The organism is Sulfitobacter pontiacus, from assembly GCF_040790665.1.
Taxonomy (GTDB): domain Bacteria; phylum Pseudomonadota; class Alphaproteobacteria; order Rhodobacterales; family Rhodobacteraceae; genus Sulfitobacter; species Sulfitobacter pontiacus.
Genome location: NZ_CP160849.1, coordinates 2,789,684 through 2,807,416, shown reverse-complemented (window position 1 = coordinate 2,807,416; position 17,733 = coordinate 2,789,684). Strand labels below are relative to the sequence as shown.

The following is a 17,733-nucleotide window of genomic DNA, read 5'->3' as shown; positions in this document are numbered from 1 at the left end:
GTGGCGTAACGCCTTTAGGTCTCTGCCTTTTTCTCCCAACGACCCGATTCCTCGGACCAGTATTGCGCAGAGGCTCCTGCGGCTTTCAGCGATTTCCACTGGTCCCGCGCGACGTTCAAGGCGTGGTCGTCCAGCCCGTCGAACAGGATGCACACCCGATCCAGCGCTGCGACTTCCTGGGCCGACACAGCCGCGCCGTGGATCGAGAACACGCAGCTTGCGTTATTCGGCGCGTGGGTGTCCGTGGTCAGCAAAACCGGCTGTTCGGCATCATGGGGGCCACCGGCCAGACCATGAGGCAGAAAGCCATCCTCGGGCCCGCGCCACAGGGCGACGTCAAGCTGTTCCAGCAAGGATTGATCGGTGCCGCGTACCGCCACACGCCAGCCCGCGCCTTGGGCCTTGCCCAAAAGCATGGTCAGCGTTTCGACCAGCGGTCGCTGGGTCAGATGGTAGAAATACGCGGCACCCATCAGGTTTACTCTGTCTCGTAGAGGTTTGAAATCAATCGGTTCAACGCGGCAACGCCCCAGCCCGTGGCCCCGACGGGTGCCAGCGCTGTCTCGGATTTGACGGAAGCCACACCGGCGATATCAAGGTGAATCCACGGCGTGCCGTCCTTGATGAACCGTTGCAGGAATTGCGCCGCAGTGATCGACCCGGCGGGCCGCCCGCCGATGTTTTTCATGTCGGCGATGCGGCTTTTCAGCAGCTTGTCATACCCCGCGCCCAAGGGCATCCGCCACGCGCCCTCACCCTCGGTTTGCGCGGCCTTGAGGAAGGCGTTGCACAGCGTATCGTCGTTCGAGAAAACCCCGGCATTGTCATGACCCAGGCCGATGATAATCGCGCCGGTCAGCGTGGCCAAATCGATCACGCCCGCGGGGTTGAACCGTTCTTGCGCATACCAAAGCACATCACAAAGCACCAAACGGCCTTCGGCGTCGGTATTGATCACCTCGACCGTGTCGCCCTTCATCGTCTTGATCACGTCACCGGGGCGGGTTGCCGTGCTGGATGGCATGTTCTCTACGATCCCGACCAGCCCGACAACATTGGCCTTGGCCTTACGCAGGGCAAGGCTGCGCATCACGCCCGAGACAACGCCTGCGCCGCCCATGTCCATTGTCATGTCTTCCATGCCCGCGCCCGGTTTCAGGCTGATGCCGCCGGTGTCGAACACCACGCCCTTGCCGACCAGCGCCAGCGGGGCCGCGTCTTTCTCGCCGCCGTTCCATTTCATAACCACGACGTAGGACGGGCTGGCCGACCCCTGCCCGACGCTGAGCAAGGTGCGCATCCCCAGCTCTTCCAGCTTGGCTTCGTCCAGCACTTCGACTTCAAGGCCGATTGACTCCATCTCGGCCAGACGGTCGGCGAATTCGGTGGTGGTCAGGATGTTCGCGGGTTCATTCGTCAGGTCGCGGGTCATAAAGGCACCGTCGGCGATGGCCAGCAGGGGCGCGGCAGCGGCTTCGACCTCTTCGGGTTTGGAATTCATGATCACGACCTGCCCCTTGCGTGGCTTGCCGTTGCTTTTGCGATCCTCGAACGTGTAGTCGCGCATGGCCAGTCCAAAGCAAAGCTCGGCCGCTTTGCGCAAACCGCCCGTCAATACCAGCAGATCCGCATCGCCGCGCCGTTTCGCAAGCGCCGCACCGGCTGCGCGCAGGGCTTCCTGATCGGCGTTATTCGCCAATTGCACCACATCCACGGCCTCGGCCGCCATGCCGGTGGGAAACCCAAGGCTGACCGCATCGCCCGCTGACAATTTCGTGAAGCTGTCGCTGGCCACCAGACGTTCCAGCGCGCCCTTGGTCAGCTTGTTGATGCGCCGCGCGGAGGGGTTGAGCTTGCCATCCGCGCCCACAGTCACAGCCACACGGCCCGTGTGACCCGCGATCTGGTCAATATCGGTTTCGGTAAATGTCATCGGCGTCAATGCGGTCATCAGGTGAACCCCTTTTGTCTGAATTTCGCTTAGACGTATCCTGCGTGCGCCGTTAAGGCCAGATAGCAGTTTTCGTGGGCGGAAATTTACTTTATCGTTGGGCGAAAGTTCACCCGTGTTGATACCCAAGGGATGCAGATTGGCCAAGTTCGACCGCTATATGTTGTCCCAGTTCCTGATTTTGTTCAGTTTCTTCGCGTTGATCCTGGTGGCGATTTTCTGGATCAACCGCGCCGTGGTGCTGTTTGACCGGCTGATCGGCGACGGCCAGACGGCACTGGTGTTTCTTGAATTTACCGTGCTGGGGCTGCCCAAGCTGATCACCACCGTGCTGCCGATCGCGACCTTTGCGGGGTCGGTCTATGTGATCAACCGGATGACCAGCGAATCCGAGCTGACGGTGCTGCAGGCGACGGGCACCAGCCCTTGGCGTCTGGCGCGGCCCGTGTTCGTCTATGGCCTATGCGTCGCGATCATGATGTCGGTGCTGACCCATCTGCTGTTGCCCCTTTCCAATGGCCAGCTGTCTGAACGCGAGGCCGAGATTTCGCAGAATGTCACCGCTCGGCTGCTGACCGAAGGCACATTCCTGCATCCGACCTCTAAGGTCACGTTCTATACCCGCGTGATCGACGCCGACGGGGTGTTGCGTGATGTGTTCCTGTCGGACCGGCGCAACCCCGACGAGGGCGTGATCTATACCGCGTCCGAAGCCTATCTGATCCGCAATGGCGATGGTACGACGCTGATCATGGTCGATGGCATGGCGCAACGGCTTGAGATGGCCGGCAAACGCCTGTCGACCGCCAAGTTCCGCGATTTTTCGTTCGATATATCTGCCTTGGTCAGCAGCGACAAACCCCGCACCCAATCCATCGGCGCCATAACCACGGCAGAGATGTTTGCCCAGTGGGATCAGCTTGAGACGATCACCAAATCCAGCGCGGGCGAGATCGCAGAAGAGCTGACGGCGCGCTTTGCCTCGGCGGCGTTTTGTATGATCGCCGCGATGATCGGCTATGCGACACTGGTGCTCGGAGGGTTTTCACGCTTCGGAGTCTGGCGCGAGATCGTGATCGCCTTTGGTCTGCTCATCGCGCTTGACGGGTTGCGCGGCACTTTGGTTGATACGGTGCGCGACGATGCCAGCCGGTGGCCGCTGCTGTTCCTGCCCAGCCTGATTGGCGCTGTGATTGTGATCGGGATGATCTGGCAAACGGCCCATCCGGGCTGGACCAAACGGATGGGCAAGCAAAGGGGCGTCGCATGATCCTGCATCTCTATTTCGCGCGCCGCTTTATTATGGGGTTTATCCTCATTTCCGCTGTGCTGTTCTCTCTGCTCGTGTTGGTGGATATGGTCGATCAGGCGCGCCGGTTCAGCAGCTACGATATCGGCTGGCTGCGGCTCTTCGGGATGACGTTGTTAAACACGCCCGAGACCATGAACCTGATCCTGCCGCTGATCATGATCCTTGCGACTGTGGTGTTGTTTTTGTCGCTGGCACGTTCGTCAGAATTGGTGGTGACCCGTGCCGCCGGCCGGTCAGCGCTCAGCGCGTTGCAGGCCCCGATCTGGGTGGCGTTCATCATTGGCGTGATGGCTGTGGGCATGTTGAACCCCATCGTTGCGGCGACCGCCAAACGTTACATCCAGCTCAGCGATAGCATTCGCGCGGGCGGGACCTCTGTCCTGTCGGTCAGCGACGAAGGGCTGTGGCTGCGCCAAGGCAGCGACGAGGGGCAGACCGTGATCCGCGCATGGCGGTCAAACAAGGACGCCTCGGTGCTTTATGATGTCACATTCCTCAGCTACGCCCCCGAGGGCGGTCCCGCACGGCGGATCGAAGCGGACAGCGCCGCGCTGGAAGATGGCATCTGGACGCTAACCGATGCGAAGTCATGGCCGCTCGAAGTGGGGGTGAACGCCGAAGGCGCGGCAGAGACATTTGACACGCTCACCCTGCCCTCGACCCTGACGCTCGACCGTATCCGCGACAGCATCACCGATCCCGGTGCCGTCTCGATCTATGATCTGCCCGATTACATCAAGCAGCTTGAACTGGCAGGCTTCAGCCCGCGTCGCCACAAGGTCTGGCTGCAGACCGAACTGGCGCGCCCGTTCTTTCTGGTTGCGATGGTTCTGGTTGCGAGCGCGTTTACCATGCGCCATACGAGGTTCGGAGGCACGGGCGTCGCGGTGCTGGCCTCTGTTCTGATGGGGTTCGGCTTGTATTTTATTCGCAGTTTTGCGCAAATTCTGGGGGAGAACGGGCAGATTCCGGTTCTTCTTGCGGCTTGGGCTCCGCCTGTCGCGTCCATTCTTCTGGCGCTTGGTCTTCTACTTCATTCAGAGGATGGCTGACATGCGCCGTTTGCTCCTGACCCTTCTTGTCGCCCTTGGTCTGCCCGCTGCCGCGCAAGACAGCGAACGTCCTGCCGTTCTGGTGGCCGATGACCTGTTCATCACCCGTGATCGGGAACTGGTCGCCCAAGGTAACGTAGAGGCGTTTCAAGGCACGACCCGCATCCGTGCCTCTGCGATCCGCTACAATGACGAAACCGGTGCCTTGGTGATCGAAGGGCCGATTGTGCTGAACGACGGTGATGGCACCGTCATTCTCGCGGATGCGGCAGAGCTGGATCAGGGGTTGCAGAACGGTCTGCTGCGCGGCGCACGTATGGTACTGAACCAGCAGGTGCAGATGGCCGCCGTCCAGATCGACCGTGTCGAGGGGCGCTATAGCCAGCTGTACAAGACCGCCGTGACCTCATGCAAAACCTGCAATGACGGCGAGCTGCCCCTCTGGCAGATCCGCGCGCGCCGCGTGGTGCATGATACCGAGGCGAAGCAACTCTATTTCGATGACGCGACTTTTCATATCCGGTCGGTGCCGGTGTTCTACCTGCCCCGTTTGCGGCTGCCCGACCCGACGCTGGACCGCGCGGACGGGTTTTTGGCCCCATCCATTCGCACCACGTCGCTGTTGGGCACGGGGCTGAAGCTGCCTTATTTCATCACCTTGGGTGAAAGTCGCGACCTGACCCTGACGCCCTATCTGTCGTCCTCGACCCGCACGCTTGAATTCCGCTATCGGCAGGCGTTCACCAATGGTGATATCGAGTTTAACGGGGCCTACACCCGCGATGACCAGCTGCCAGATGAGACCCGCGGCTATCTGTTCGGTGAAGGCAGCTTTGAGCTTGAGCGCGGCTACAAGCTGAGCTTCACGATCGAGGCCGTCAGCGACAGCTCTTACTTTACCGAATACGGCTATTCGGACGAGGACCGTTTGCGCAGTGACCTCACACTTTCACGCGCGCGACGTGACAGCTTTGTGCGTACCAGCCTTTACAACTTTGAAACCCTGCGCCCCGGAGAGTTGAACAGCACCCTGCCCACAGTCGTGATCGACGGCGAGTTCGAACGGCGCTTTTTCCCCAAGGCATGGGGGGGCGAGCTGCGGTTCGGGCTGGAGGCGCATAGCCATTGGCGATCTTCTGATGTGGATGTGATTGGCCGCGATGTATCGCGTATCAACGGGTCGCTTAAATATCTGCGTCGCTTCACCCATCGCTCCGGCTTGGTCACCGATGCGCAGGTCGGCACGACGTTCAATTTCTTCGACATCACCCAAGACGATACCTTTGCGCAGAACCACAGCGACATCGCGCCCTTCGCAGCGGTCGGTCTAAGCTACCCGATGGCACGCCGCGAGGCTGGTGGTGCGTCGCAGGTGCTGACGCCCGTGGTGCAGCTGGGGTGGACCGATGGCAGCCGGCTCGACATTCCGAACGAGGAAAGCACCCGCGTGGAATTCGATCAGGGCAATATCCTGTCGCTCTCGCGCTTTCCGCGCCCCGACCGGCGCGAACGCGGCACAACGGCAGCGGTGGCGGTGAACTGGTCGCGCTTTGACCCCAATGGCTGGGACACCTATGTCGCGGTCGGTCAGGTGTTCCGCAGCATCAGCGACCCTGCCTTCACCGATACGTCCGGCCTGTCTGGCGTGCGCTCTGATGTGCTGCTGGCGGGGCAGATCAAGAATAACGCCGGTCTTTCGCTGACCGCGCGGACCTTGGTCGACTCCGATTTCGACATCTCCAAGGCGGAACTGCGCGGCGGGTGGAGCTTTGGCAAAACCACCGTCGAAGGCACCTATGTCTGGCTTGAGGCGGATACTGCCGAAGACCGGACCGAAGCGATTTCCGAGGTGTCGCTTGACGGCAGCTACGACATCAACAAGCAATGGTCCGCCAGCGCTGACGTGCGCTATGACGTGCAAAACAGTACAGCGGCGACGGCGGGGCTTGGCCTGACCTACAATAATGAATGTGTGAGCGTCGACCTTTCGGTGCGCCGCCGCTATACCTCCTCAACAAGTGTTGAGCCCTCTACCGATATCGGGTTTAACATCGGCCTGCGGGGCTTCTCGGCCTCCAACGGAACAGAAAGATATGAGCGATCATGTGGGAAATAAGTAAGATGAACCTGAACCGTCTGACACGAAGCATCGCCGTCCTTGGGCTGGGTCTGATGACCGCCGCCCCCGTTTCGGCGCAGAACCTCTTTGCGCCCGTCGCCAAGGTGAATGAATCCGTTGTAACCGAATTCGAAGTCCAGCAGCGCCAGCGCTTTCTCGAGGTGTTGAACGCACCGGGGGCGACCCGCGAAGGGGCGCTGACCTCGCTGATCGACGAACGCCTGCGCAACGAAGCCGTGGCCGAAGCGGGCATCGAACTGACGCCGCAGGGCATCGAAGACAGCCTTGCAGAATTCGCCTCGCGCGCGGATCTGAGCACCGAAGAATTTACCCAGGCCCTTGGTCAATCCGGCGTCTCGCGCGAAACGTTTCGCGATTTCGTTGTAAACTCGGTCGGGTGGCGTGAACTGGTGCGTGCCCGCTATGCCAGCCGCGTGCAGATCACCGACGCTGAAATCAACCGCGCTTTGGGCGAAACCCAAGGCAGCGGTGTGCGCGTTCTCGTGTCCGAGATCATCATTCCCGCCCCGCCTCAGCAAGCCGCACGGGTGAACGCGCTGGCTGAACAAATCTCGCAATCCAAATCAACGGCTGAGTTTTCGAACTACGCCAGCCGCTATTCCGCGACCGCTTCGCGCGGGCGTGGTGGTCGGCTGCCGTGGCAGAACCTGACGGACCTGCCGCCAAGCCTGCAGCCGCTGATCCTGAACCTCGCACCGGGCGAGGTTACCGACCCGCTGCCGATCCCCAACGCCGTGGCGCTGTTCCAACTGCGCGACATCGAGGAAACCAGCGTCGCCGCGCCGACCTATTCCGAGATTGAATACGCAGCCTATTACATCCCCGGTGGCCGCACAGAACCCGCGCTGGCACAGGCGGCGCAGATCCGTGGCCGCATCGATACCTGCGATGACCTTTACGGCATCGCCAAAGGCCAGCCCGCCGAAGTGTTGGAGCGTGTGAAAAAGGCCCCCTCGGACATCCCGCAGGACGTGGCGATTGAACTCTCCAAGCTCGACACGGGCGAGGTTTCGACCACGCTGACCCGTGCCAATGGTCAGACGCTGATGCTGCTGATGATGTGTGGGCGTACCGCCGCCGCCAATGCATCTGCCTCGCGCGAGGATGTGACCAATGCGCTGCGCCAGGAACGGCTGACGGGCTATGCCGAACAGCTGCTGGAGCAATTGCGGGCCGACGCGCGCATCGTTCGCAAATGACCCAAGCCAAGACGGGCTCGGCCGACAAGCCGGTTGTGATCTCTTGCGGCGAACCCTCTGGCATCGGGCCAGAAGTCGCCGCACGGGCCTGGGCGATGCTGGCAGGCGAAGTGCCGCTCGCCTGGATCGGTGATCCGCGCCACCTGCCCCAAGACATTCCCCATTGCATTATCGACAGCCCGTCGGACGCGCTTGCCGCGGGCAGCGACGCCTTGCCTGTGCTGCGCCACGACTTTGCCGCCGGTGCCGTCGCGGGCAAGCCTGACCCCGCCAATGCGCAGGGGGTGATCGACGTGATCGCACGCGGTGTTGACCTTGTGCGCAGCGGGGCCGCATCTGCGCTGACCACCGCGCCCATTCACAAAAAGGCGCTGAAAGACGGGGCCGGTTTTGCCTATCCGGGCCACACCGAATACCTTGCCGCGCTGGCTGGTGGAAGCGATGTGGTGATGATGCTTGCCTCTGACCAACTGCGGGTGGTGCCGGCCACGATCCATATCGCGCTGGATCAGGTCCCCAATGTGCTGACCCCTGCCCATCTGCGCCGCGTGATAGAGATTACGGCGGCGGGGCTTCGCTCTCAATTCGGGATCAAGGCCCCCAGGATCGCCATCGCAGGTCTGAACCCCCATGCGGGCGAAGGCGGCACGATGGGCCGTCAGGAAGCAGATTGGATGACGGCGCTGGTCACCCGGATGCAGGGCGAAGGCTATGACCTGAGCGGCCCGCACCCTGCCGATACGATGTTCCACGCCACGGCACGGGCGCGCTATGACGCGGCGATTGCCATGTATCATGATCAGGCGCTGATCCCGATCAAGACGCTGGATTTCGACCGCGGCGTCAATGTGACCCTCGGTCTGCCGTTCATCCGCACCTCGCCTGATCACGGCACCGCCTTTGACATCGCGGGTCAGGGCATCGCCAACCCCACCAGCATGGTCGAGGCCCTGCGCATGGCCTATCGCATGGCGCAATCATGACCCCGCGCCCCCGGAACCCTTCTGCTTCACAGGTCCAAGAATGAGCACAATCGACAACCTGCCGCCCCTGCGCGAGGTGATCAATACCCATGACCTGAAGGCGCGCAAATCGCTGGGCCAGAACTTTCTGCTCGACCTGAACCTCACCGCCAAGATCGCGCGACAAGCGGGCGATATGACCGAATGTGATGTGCTTGAAATCGGGCCGGGCCCCGGGGGGTTGACGCGCGGGTTGCTGTCCGAAGGTGCGCGTCGCGTGCTGGCGATCGAGAAAGACAAACGCTGCCTGCCCGCTTTGGCCGAGATCGCCGAGGCCTATCCCGACCGTCTGACGGTGATCGAAGGCGACGCCCTTGAAATCGACCCGTTGGCCCACCTGACTCCGCCGATCCGTATTGCGGCGAACCTGCCTTATAACGTGGGGACAGAGCTGCTGGTGCGTTGGCTAACCCCGAAGGAATGGCCACCCTTCTGGCAAAGCCTGACGTTGATGTTCCAGCGCGAGGTGGCAGAGCGGATCGTGGCCAAGCCCGGCTCCAAGGCCTATGGCCGTCTGGCGCTGCTTGCACAGTGGCGGGCCGATGCGCGTATCGTGCTGAACCTGCCACCAGAGGCGTTTACCCCGCCGCCCAAAGTCTCCTCTGCTGTGGTGCATCTGACGGCCCTGCCCGAACCCCGCTTTCCGGCGGATCCTGATGTGTTGAACCGCGTTGTGGCGGCCGCCTTTAATCAGCGGCGCAAAATGCTACGCTCGGCCCTCAAAGGAACTGCACCGGATATCGAGGATCGTTTGCTTGCGGCCGGATTGAAACCGACGGAGCGCGCCGAACAGGTGCCGCTGGAAGGCTTCTGCGCGCTGGCCCGCGAAATCGCCAAGGGCTAAGGGCTAAGGCCACCATAACACACTCACCGTCCGAAACGCAAAAGGCCCCGCAATCGCGGGGCCTTTGTTACGATGTGAAAGCGTTTACTCAGCCGCTTCGGGCTGGTCGCCACTGTTGTCCTTGGCCGGTTCGCTCGCCTCTGCCTTGGGGGCAGGTTTGCGGCGCGGCGCGCGTCGGGGCTTGGGCTTGTTCTCGGGCGTGTCCACCAGATTGTCCTCTGCCGCACTGCCGTCTTGCGTATCATCGCCATCCGACTTGGGCGCGCTGTCCGACTTGGGGGCATTATCATTCTGGTTGTTGCTGCGGCTGCGGCGGCGCTTGGGGGCATCGCCCTTGGCGTTGTCCTGCTGGGGCGCATCGGATTTGTCGCCCGTATCTGCTTGCGTGGCAGGTTGATCCGCAGTGTTCTGACCGGCTTGGGCAGCTTCGCGTTCCTGGCGCTCTACCCGCTCGCGGTCCCGCTCTGCCTGACGTTCGCGGTTCTCGCGTTCTTGCTGATCGCGACGCTGGTCAATCTCGCGTTGTGCGTCGGACAGCATGCGCAGGTAATGTTCGGCGTGCTGCTGGAAGTTCTCTGCCGCCACGCGGTCGTTGCTCAGCTGGGCATCACGCGCCAACTGGTTGTATTTCTCGATAATCTGCTGCGGCGTGCCGCGGACCTTGCCTTCGGGGCCAGAACTGTCGAAAACGCGGTTAACGACGTTGCCACCTTGCGGCTGACGGTTGCGATTATTCTTGGACCGGGACCGTGATCTGGAAGATTTCATGTAATCAGTTCAGCCTTGTTATGCTGGGCTTCGGAATAAGCTGCCGGACGCAGTCGCGTCCCTGAAAAGCTAGCTTTACGCTCTGTTGGGCTTAACGCCGCGCGGGACCGCCCAAAAGGCATCCACCGCTGCAACATCCTTGAATAAGCACGGCAAATGATTTGGAGCAAGTGGAAATTGGCGAAAAACACCCCCAAATGACAAGTTTTGGCGTGTTTATGCTGGCGTATCGGCCCAAAGGACACGGTCGCGCCCGCCCAGATCGGGCAAGATGCGCACCCGGCCCCAACCGGCTGCCTCAAAGATCGCTTTCACATCGGCACCCTGTTGCCAGCCGATTTCTGCCAGAACGCGGCCTGTGGGCGTCAGATATCCCTGTGCCTGCGCCGCGATGATACGGTAAACACTCAACCCGTCCTGCCCGTCGGTCAATGCCATCTCGGGTTCATGCAAGCGCAGTTCGGGCGAGACATCCGCCATCTCGCTTTGGGCCAGATATGGCGGGTTGGAAACGATCAGATCGAACCGCCCCTCGGCCGCGCTGAACCAATCCGATTGCTTGATCTCCGCGCGTGCCTGCACCCCGTGCAACACCGCATTGGCGCTGGCCTGCAGACAGGCAGCTTCGGACAGATCAAGGCCCACGCCGCGTGCATCTTGCTGTTCGGCCAGAAGCGTCACCAGAATACAGCCCGATCCGGTGCCCAGATCAAGCACCCGTTCAAAGGGCTCGGACAGCGCCAGTTCAATAAGGGATTCGGTCTCGGGCCGCGGGTCCAGCACATCGCGGCTGACCTTGAAGTCGCGCCCGTAAAACGCCCGCTGCCCTACCAGATGCGAGACCGGCACGCGCACCGCCCGCAAGGCGATCAGCTTTTCGTAGCGTTCGGCAATATCCGGCGCGATTTCCTCGGGCGCGATCAACGTCACCCGCGCCGCATCGACTGACGCCGCATGCGCCAGCAAGATCCGCGCATCTCGTGCGGGGTCAGGCACGCCCGCCGCGCGCAATCGCGCTGTGGCGGCGACCATGGCTTGCGCGGCGGTTGGCGCGCTCACTGCCCCATCTCGGCCAGCAGCTGCGCCTGCGCATCCGCGGTCAACGCATCGACAATCTCGTCCAGATCGCCCTGCATCACGGCTTCAAGCCGGTAGAGGGTGAGGTTGATCCGGTGGTCGGTCAGGCGCCCTTGCGGGAAGTTATAGGTCCGGATCCGTTCAGACCGGTCCCCCGACCCCACCTGCGCCGCACGGCTGGCCGATCGTTCACTGTCCACCCGCTGACGCTCCATATCATAAAGCCGCGCTTTCAGCACCTGCATCGCGATCTCGCGGTTGCGGTGCTGCGATTTCTCGGAAGACGTCACCACCAGCCCCGTCGGCAGGTGAGTGATGCGCACGGCAGAATCGGTGGTGTTCACGTGTTGCCCGCCCGCCCCTGAACTGCGCATCGTATCGATCCGCAGATCATTGGCGTTGATGTGAATATCCACATCCTCTGCCTCTGGCAGAACGGCGACAGTCGCGGCAGAGGTATGGATACGCCCGCCGCTTTCGGTAGAGGGCACACGCTGCACGCGGTGCACACCGGATTCGTATTTCAAACGGGCAAAGACATTCTCGCCCTTGATATGGGCCACGACCTCTTTGACGCCGCCAAGCTCGGTGAACTGTTGTTCGATCAGCTCGACCTTCCAGCCCCGCGCCTCGGCATAGCGTTGATACATGCGCAGCAGATCGGCGGCGAAAAGTGCTGCCTCATCCCCGCCGGTCCCTGGGCGGATCTCCAGCATCGCGGGCTTTTTATCGGCCTCGTCCCGCGGCAGCAGCGCCAATTGCAAATCAGCCTCCGCTTGTGGCAAGGCGGCCTTCAGGCGCGGCAGCTCTTCCTCGGCTAGCTCCGCCATCTCGGGGTCTTTCAGCATGGCGCGGGCCTCGTCCATGTCTTGCAGCAACTGGCGATAGGCGTCGATCTGTTCGACCACGGGGCGCAGATCGGCGTATTCCTTGGCCAGCTTGGCAAAATCCGCCCCGTCAGAGCCAGCAGACATCGACGCCTCCAGAAACTGGAAACGTTGGGTGATTTGGGCAAGGCGGTCCATGGGGATCATACCGCTGGATGTCGCTGATGAAGCGGCTATGGTCAAGACCCAGCCTGTGCTATGATGCCCCTATGAAACGCATTTCGCTGGTTTTCAGTCTGATCTGCCTTGCCCCGTCGCTTGCGGCGGACCCTGCGCCCTCGGGGCGCAAAACGGTTGAGTGCTATTGCACCGACCGCGACGGCCAGCGGGTCGAGCTGGGGCAAACGATCTGCCTCGATGTCAACGGTCGCCGCTTTGCCGCGCAATGCCAGATGTCGCTGAATGTGCCCATGTGGCGCGATATCGGCGAGGCCTGCCCCGGCCTCGCACAGCGCCTAGACCCCGGCTTGGGCCAGAACCCGCTTCAAACGCTTGCCGTTCACACCCATATCTGACCGGCCAAAGCGCAACCGCCCATAGACCACCGCGCGGCTTTGATCCGCCCCGTCAACGGGGGTGACCGCGACGCTGGTGTAATCGGGAAAACCCCAGAAGCCCGATCGTGTGACATAAAGCGCCTGACCTGCGTTGTTTTCGATCCGCCGGGTGCGCGGCAATGACAACATCGCGTCGTCAAACCGGTTCAAGAACGCTGTGCCATCGCCTTCAACCTCGCGCACGGCCATAAGGCCCCCCTCCGACGGGTAATCACCGGGGGCCTTGTCGACCGCGCCCAATTCCCAGCGGGCCGCGGGGCCGGGTGCAAGACGGATGTACGCCTGCAAAGCGACGAAAATCGCCAGTGCGATCCAGAAAAATGCCATCATTATCTTTACCTTCATTTTGCAAAATAAACTCCCCGCGGAGCGTCCTGCCGTCGCAAACTGCGCCGCCAGTGGTTATTTGCTGGCCTTGGTCTGCCGCATATTCCACCCCAGCAGGCACAGGATCTCGGTCGCCACATGGGCCCCCGCGATCGCTGTCGCACCGGTCGTGTCAAAAGGCGGAGAGACTTCAACGATGTCGCCGCCCACGATATTGATCCCCGCCAGATCCCGCATCATGATCGCCGCCTGTGCTGATGTGAGCCCGCCCCATACAGGCGTACCTGTGCCCGGCGCAAAGGCCGGATCAAGCGCATCGATATCGAATGTAAGATAGCAAGGACGGTCGCCAAGTACCTGTTTTATTTTGGCAACGGCTGCCTGCGGCCCCTTCTCGTGGACCTCGCGCGCGTCGATGGTGGTCACGCCAAGCGTATCGGGGTTGGTCGTGCGGATGCCCACCTGAACCGAGGTTTTCGGATCAACGATGCCCGATTTCACCGCCTTGTAGAACATGGTGCCGTGGTCGATCCGCTCCATATCATCGTCAGGCCATGTATCCGAATGCGCATCGATCTGTAACAGACTGATAGGACCGTATTTTTCAGCATAGGCCTTGAGGATCGGGAAACTGATGTAGTGATCTCCGCCCAGGGTCACACTTGCTGCACCTGCGTCCAGTATCCCTTTGATATGGCTTGTTAAAGCGGCAGGAAACTGGCTTGTGTGACCATAGTCGAACGCCAGATCGCCATAGTCGGCGATGGCAAACTCGCTGAGCACGTCGAAATCCCAGCCATAGGGCGGATCGTAGGGCTGCAAGGAAGACGCTTCGCGGATCGCGCGCGGGCCCAGACGGGTGCCGGTACGGTTGGTCACGGCCTGATCAAAGGGCACGCCGGTCACGGCGATGTCCACGCCGCGCAGGTCTTTGGTATAGCGCCGCCGCAGAAAGGACGTGGCCCCGCCAAAGGCGTTCTCGAAGCTCGGCCCTTTTAGATCTTCGCGGGTAAAGGCTTGATCAACCTGATTTTTCGCGTCTTCCAAACCCATGTTACTTGGCTCCTAATGGTTGGGCCCGCTCGACGATGCGGGCAAAAAAGGATGCACCCACGGGCGCGATCTCATCGTCGAAGTTATAGGCGGCGTGGTGCAGCCCTGCGGTGTCACCCTGCCCGATGAACAAATAGGCACCGGGGCGTTTTTCCAGCATATAACTGAAATCCTCGGCCCCCATCTCGCGGCCATTATCGGCAATAACGCGGTCCGCGCCCGCAATCTCGGTGGCAACGGCGGCGGCAAATCCGGCCTCTTCCGGGGTGTTCACCGTGGCGGGGTAGCCCTTTTCATATTCCAGTGTCGCGCTGACATCATAGCTGGCGGCCTGCCCGGCGACGATCTGCTCCATCCGGCGGATCACCATGGCCTGCACCTCTTTGTCAAAGCTGCGTACCGTGCCGTTGATATAGGCCGTTTCGGGGATCACGTTGTCGGTGGTGCCCGTGTGGATCTGCGTGACTGAAACGACAAGATCATCCTGCGCATAGTGGTTGCGGCTGACGATGGTCTGCAATGCTGTCGCAATGCCACAGGCGGCAACGACCGGATCTCGGGTAAGATGCGGTGTGGCACCATGACCACCCAAACCCTTGATGTGGATGTGAAATTCATCGACCGCCGCCATCATCGCGCCGGGGGATGTGTAAAAGCCCCCTTTCTCAAAGCCGGGCGCATTGTGCAGCGCATAGACCTGACCGATGTCGAAGCGATCAAGGATCCCTTCCTCGACCATCACTTCGGCCCCACCGCCGGTTTCTTCGGCAGGTTGGAAGATCAGCGCCACGCGGCCCGCGAAATTGCGCGTTTCCGCCAGATATTTCGCCGCCCCCAGCAGCATCGTTGTATGCCCGTCGTGCCCGCAGGCGTGCATCTTGCCTGCGTGGGTGCTGGCATAGTCCAGCCCAGTTTCCTCGGGGATCGGCAGCGCATCCATATCGGCGCGCAATCCGATGGTCGGCCCCTCGGCCTGACCGTTGATAATGGCGACGATGCCCGTGGAGGCAAAGCCTTCGTGCAGTTCATCCACGCCGAAGTCGCGCAGACGTTCCGCCACGAAAGCCGCGGTCTTGAAGCAGTCATTCCCCAGTTCCGGGATCGTGTGCAGATATCTGCGCCATTCTGTCATCTGGGGGGCATAATCCGCGATACGGTTCACGACGAGCATTACTGGACTCCTGTGGGGATGTTGGTCAGGTTGCATCTGACATCAGACACATGGGGGCTGCAATGGCCGAGACAAGAAATGATGCGTTGATCCACGATCGCGACGCCGGGATCGAACGCTTGCTGGAAATCATGCGCCGCCTGCGTGACCCGCAAACCGGATGCCCTTGGGATATCGAACAGGATTTCGACACCATCGCCCCCTATACCATTGAAGAAGCGTATGAAGTCGCCGATGCGATCGAGCGGCGCGACTGGCCCGAGCTTGAGGGAGAGTTGGGCGATCTGCTGCTCCAGACCGTGTATCACACGGCCATGGGCGAAGAGCACGGGCGGTTCAGCTTTCAGACGGTGGTGCGCAATATTTCGGACAAGATGGTCGCGCGGCACCCGCATGTTTTCGGCGATGAAAGCCGCGATAAATCAGCCGAACAGCAGACCGCGGATTGGGAAAAGATCAAGGCGGCAGAACGCGCGGGTAAGGCCCAGGGAGGAACGCTTGACGGTGTGGCCGTTGGCCTGCCCGCGCTGCTGCGCGCCTACAAGCTGCAAAAACGCGCGGCCCGTGTCGGGTTTGACTGGCCGCAGGTAGATGATGTGATCGCCAAGATCACCGAGGAAGCCACCGAACTGGTCGAGGCGCGTGATACGCTGACCCAGGCCGAGGTGACCGAGGAATACGGTGACCTGATGTTCGTTATGGCCAATCTGGGCCGGCATCTTGGTGTCGAACCCGAAGCCGCCCTGCGCGCTGCCAACGCCAAATTCATCCGCCGCTTCAACGGGGTAGAGGCGCGGTTGGCCGCACGAGGTAAATCCCCCTCGGATAGTGATCTGGCCGAGATGGATGCCTTGTGGGAGGATGTAAAACGGGCGGAACGCAGCTAGGACCGCCCGTGCCTGCTGGACAAGTCGCGGCACTTGCGGCAAGGCTCTGGCACAGCCAAGACAGGAGAGCCCATGACACCGCGCAAGATCATTATCGACACGGACCCCGGTCAGGATGACGCCGTAGCGATCCTTGTCGCTTTGGCCAGCCCCGAAGAGCTTGATGTTCTGGGGATCACCTGCGTCGCGGGCAATGTGCCGCTGGACCTCACCTCGCGCAACGCGCGGATCGTGTGCGAATTGGCAGGCAAACGGGATGTCAAAGTATTTGCCGGATGCGACCGCCCCCTGGGCCGCGCGCTGGTCACAGCAGAGCATGTGCACGGCAAGACCGGGCTGGACGGCCCCGATCTGCCCGAACCGACCATGCCGATGGCCGAAGGCCATGCGGTGGATTTTATCATCGACACGCTGCGCGATAACGCACCGGGAACCGTCACGCTATGCCCGCTGGGGCCGCTGACCAATATCGCCACCGCGTTGCAAAAAGCACCCGATATCGCCGATCGCATCGCCAAGATCGTACTGATGGGCGGTGGCTATTTCGAAGGGGGTAACATCACCCCAACGGCGGAGTTCAACATCTACGTCGATCCGCAAGCGGCTGATATTGTGTTCAAATCTGGCGCTCCTATCGTTGTCATGCCGCTGGACGTTACCCATAAGGCGCTGGTGACCAAAGCGCGCAACGACGCTTTCCGCGCCCTTGGCACGCCTGTGGGCATCGCCGTGGCGGAAATGACCGATTTCTTCGAACGGTTCGACAAAGAGAAATACGGCTCTGACGGCGCGCCGCTGCATGACCCTTGCGTCACCGCCTATCTGATCAACCCCGATTTGTTCAAAGGCCGCCACGTCAACGTCGAGATCGAGACAGAGTCAGAGCTGACCATGGGCATGACCGTCGCCGATTGGTGGGGCGTGACCGACCGCGCCCCCAATGCGACCTTTATGGGCGATCTGGATTCTGACGGCTTCTTTGCCCTGCTGACCGAACGGCTGGCCCGTCTATGAGCGCAGCCTTCACCCTTGCCAAGCCAGAGCATCTGGACCGTCTCGTTGCCCTCGTGGGCAGCTTTCACGCCGAGACGGGGATCGAGCAGACGGATGACGACCGCCGCAACGGGCTGGCACCTCTGCTCGAAGGCACGCCCTATGGGGTGGCCTATCTGATCGGCCCTGCCCGTGCGCCCATCGGCTATATCATCATCACCTTCGGCTGGTCGGTTGAATTCGGCGGTCTGGACGCGATCATCGATGAAATCTACGTGCGCCCCGGCGTGCGTGGCCGTGGCATCGCGACAGAGGCATTGCTGGCCGTCCCGAATGCGCTGGCGGGCGGCGGTCTGCGCGCGATCCATCTTGAGGTAGAGCGTAGCAACGAGATCGCGCAGAAGCTTTACCACCGTGCAGGCTTTCGCCCCCGCGAAAACTACATGTTCATGTCGCGCAAATTCTGACGCGGACTGGCAAGGTGGGGCCGCGG

At 61.5% G+C, this 17,733-nt stretch carries 18 protein-coding genes; 10 read left to right on the top strand and 8 right to left on the bottom strand.

Annotated elements, in window-relative coordinates; translation table 11 throughout:
- Positions 1–14: 14 nt before the first annotated feature.
- Positions 15–473 carry a DNA polymerase III subunit chi gene (locus tag AB1495_RS13825; RefSeq protein ID WP_009824619.1) on the bottom strand — a complete coding sequence of 153 codons (459 nt, stop codon included), beginning with the start codon at positions 471–473 and terminating at the stop codon, positions 15–17.
- Between the two features lie 5 nt (positions 474–478).
- A complete protein-coding gene (locus tag AB1495_RS13820; protein ID WP_037966295.1) occupies positions 479–1,951 on the bottom strand; it encodes a leucyl aminopeptidase in 1,473 nt (490 codons plus the stop codon).
- 139 nt (positions 1,952–2,090) lie between these two features.
- Between AB1495_RS13820 and lptF the strand changes: the two genes are divergently transcribed.
- The 6 genes from lptF to rsmA are packed head-to-tail and all read left to right on the top strand — an operon-like array spanning position 2,091 to position 9,520.
- A complete protein-coding gene (gene lptF, locus AB1495_RS13815; RefSeq protein WP_074634914.1) occupies positions 2,091–3,221 on the top strand; it encodes an LPS export ABC transporter permease LptF in 1,131 nt (376 codons plus the stop codon).
- On the top strand, positions 3,218–4,315 hold the full coding sequence (gene lptG, locus AB1495_RS13810; RefSeq protein WP_037944279.1) for an LPS export ABC transporter permease LptG: 1,098 nt from the start codon (positions 3,218–3,220) through the stop codon (positions 4,313–4,315). Before lptF ends, lptG begins: the two co-directional genes overlap by 4 nt.
- A 1-nt stretch (position 4,316) precedes the next feature.
- Positions 4,317–6,431: an LPS-assembly protein LptD gene (locus tag AB1495_RS13805; protein WP_074634915.1), complete on the top strand. Its 2,115-nt coding sequence runs from the start codon at positions 4,317–4,319 to the stop codon at positions 6,429–6,431.
- A 5-nt stretch (positions 6,432–6,436) separates the two neighbouring features.
- Positions 6,437–7,654, top strand: coding sequence for a peptidylprolyl isomerase (locus AB1495_RS13800; RefSeq protein WP_005853540.1), 1,218 nt, complete (start codon positions 6,437–6,439; stop codon positions 7,652–7,654).
- Positions 7,651–8,637: a 4-hydroxythreonine-4-phosphate dehydrogenase PdxA gene (gene pdxA / locus AB1495_RS13795; protein WP_074634916.1), complete on the top strand. Its 987-nt coding sequence runs from the start codon at positions 7,651–7,653 to the stop codon at positions 8,635–8,637. The genes AB1495_RS13800 and pdxA overlap by 4 nt, the downstream gene beginning before the upstream one ends.
- A 40-nt stretch (positions 8,638–8,677) precedes the next feature.
- On the top strand, positions 8,678–9,520 hold the full coding sequence (gene rsmA / locus AB1495_RS13790) for a 16S rRNA (adenine(1518)-N(6)/adenine(1519)-N(6))-dimethyltransferase RsmA (RefSeq protein ID WP_074634917.1): 843 nt from the start codon (positions 8,678–8,680) through the stop codon (positions 9,518–9,520).
- Between the two features lie 84 nt (positions 9,521–9,604).
- Here the strand turns inward: rsmA and AB1495_RS13785 are convergent, their stop codons facing one another.
- From AB1495_RS13785 to prfA, 3 genes are all read right to left on the bottom strand, one after another.
- The gene (locus tag AB1495_RS13785; RefSeq protein ID WP_074634918.1) at positions 9,605–10,288 is read right to left on the bottom strand and encodes a DUF4167 domain-containing protein; all 684 of its coding nucleotides are present in this window, start codon (positions 10,286–10,288) and stop codon (positions 9,605–9,607) included.
- A gap of 216 nt (positions 10,289–10,504) precedes the next feature.
- Positions 10,505–11,347, bottom strand: a complete 843-nt coding sequence (gene prmC, locus AB1495_RS13780; RefSeq protein ID WP_074634919.1) for a peptide chain release factor N(5)-glutamine methyltransferase — start codon at positions 11,345–11,347, stop codon at positions 10,505–10,507.
- Positions 11,344–12,399, bottom strand: a complete 1,056-nt coding sequence (prfA, locus tag AB1495_RS13775; RefSeq protein WP_074634920.1) for a peptide chain release factor 1 — start codon at positions 12,397–12,399, stop codon at positions 11,344–11,346. Before prfA ends, prmC begins: the two co-directional genes overlap by 4 nt.
- Positions 12,400–12,461: 62 nt before the next feature.
- Here prfA and AB1495_RS13770 point away from each other — a divergent pair, with 62 nt between their 5' ends.
- Positions 12,462–12,767 carry a hypothetical protein gene (locus tag AB1495_RS13770; protein WP_074634921.1) on the top strand — a complete coding sequence of 102 codons (306 nt, stop codon included), beginning with the start codon at positions 12,462–12,464 and terminating at the stop codon, positions 12,765–12,767.
- Here AB1495_RS13770 and AB1495_RS13765 read toward each other — a convergent pair.
- The 3 genes from AB1495_RS13765 to AB1495_RS13755 all read right to left on the bottom strand — a co-directional run bounded on the left by AB1495_RS13765 (position 12,708) and on the right by AB1495_RS13755 (position 15,360).
- A complete protein-coding gene (locus tag AB1495_RS13765) occupies positions 12,708–13,139 on the bottom strand; it encodes a DUF1499 domain-containing protein (RefSeq protein ID WP_074634922.1) in 432 nt (143 codons plus the stop codon). The genes AB1495_RS13770 and AB1495_RS13765 overlap by 60 nt on opposite strands.
- A 72-nt stretch (positions 13,140–13,211) precedes the next feature.
- Complete coding sequence (speB, locus tag AB1495_RS13760) at positions 13,212–14,189, bottom strand: agmatinase (protein ID WP_074634923.1); 978 nt, start codon at positions 14,187–14,189, stop codon at positions 13,212–13,214.
- Between the two features lies 1 nt (position 14,190).
- Positions 14,191–15,360, bottom strand: a complete 1,170-nt coding sequence (locus AB1495_RS13755; protein WP_074634924.1) for a M20 aminoacylase family protein — start codon at positions 15,358–15,360, stop codon at positions 14,191–14,193.
- 62 nt (positions 15,361–15,422) lie between these two features.
- Between AB1495_RS13755 and mazG the strand changes: the two genes are divergently transcribed.
- From mazG to AB1495_RS13740, 3 genes are all read left to right on the top strand, one after another.
- On the top strand, positions 15,423–16,247 hold the full coding sequence (gene mazG, locus AB1495_RS13750; RefSeq protein WP_074634925.1) for a nucleoside triphosphate pyrophosphohydrolase: 825 nt from the start codon (positions 15,423–15,425) through the stop codon (positions 16,245–16,247).
- 72 nt (positions 16,248–16,319) lie between these two features.
- Positions 16,320–17,261: a nucleoside hydrolase gene (locus AB1495_RS13745; RefSeq protein ID WP_074634926.1), complete on the top strand. Its 942-nt coding sequence runs from the start codon at positions 16,320–16,322 to the stop codon at positions 17,259–17,261.
- The gene (locus tag AB1495_RS13740) at positions 17,258–17,707 is read left to right on the top strand and encodes an N-acetyltransferase (protein ID WP_005853523.1); all 450 of its coding nucleotides are present in this window, start codon (positions 17,258–17,260) and stop codon (positions 17,705–17,707) included. The genes AB1495_RS13745 and AB1495_RS13740 overlap by 4 nt, the downstream gene beginning before the upstream one ends.
- Positions 17,708–17,733: the final 26 nt, after the last annotated feature.